This window comes from Pseudomonas sp. EL_65y_Pfl1_R83 (genome assembly GCF_963970695.1).
GTDB classification, from domain to species: Bacteria; Pseudomonadota; Gammaproteobacteria; order Pseudomonadales; family Pseudomonadaceae; genus Aquipseudomonas; species Aquipseudomonas tritici.
Map to the genome: position 1 here is coordinate 1 of NZ_CAXAQI010000402.1, position 459 is coordinate 459.

The window sequence follows — 459 nt, forward strand, 5'->3', positions numbered from 1 at the left end:
TGAAGCTCCTTTTTCGTATGACGACGATCCCGATCTGCCGGGATGGAAGCGCTGGTAGTTTCGCGATCCGACGCGCTTCAACAGCTTTATCGAGCCGTTGCTGGTCAAGGTCGAAGGCCCGATCGCGCGGGTGCGGATGCTGCCGCGGCACGAACATTCCAATATGCGCGGCGATGTGCATGGCGGGGCCTTGCTCGGTTTCATGGATGTCGCGCTGTTCGCGGCGGCGCGCGGCTTCGGTGTCTTGCAGGCGGGCGGGGCGGTGACGCTCGATCTGTCGGCGCAGTTCATCGGGGGCGGCGCGATCGGCGTTCCGCTGGAGGCGCATGTCGAATTGCTGCGGGAAACGCGCAACATGCTGTTTCTGCGCGGGCTGATTGTCCAGGACGCCACGCCGACGATCGCCAGTTTCACGGGCACGCTCCGCAAATCGACGCCGCCGGGGGCCAATCAGTGAGC

The 459-nt window shown here is 64.7% G+C and carries 2 protein-coding genes; one reads left to right on the plus strand and one right to left on the minus strand.

Going from position 1 to position 459, the window contains the following annotated elements; all coding sequences use genetic code 11:
- The coding region (locus tag AACY08_RS29510; RefSeq protein ID WP_339472617.1) for a hypothetical protein at nt 1-181 on the minus strand (181 nt) is incomplete at its 3' end.
- On the opposite strand from AACY08_RS29510, the gene AACY08_RS29515 reads away from it, so the two are divergent.
- Nucleotides 164-457 (plus strand): PaaI family thioesterase, encoded by a 294-nt coding sequence (locus AACY08_RS29515; protein WP_339472619.1) that lies wholly within the window; start codon nt 164-166, stop codon nt 455-457. The two genes, AACY08_RS29510 and AACY08_RS29515, sit on opposite strands and share 18 nt — an antisense overlap.
- The last annotated feature ends 2 nt before the right edge of the window (nt 458-459 follow it).

What these genes read in the sequence shown, in the direction of transcription:
- AACY08_RS29515 (WP_339472619.1), top strand. Translation starts at nt 164, where the DNA reads ATGCGCGGCGATGTGCATGGCGGGGCCTTGCTCGGTTTCATGGATGTC.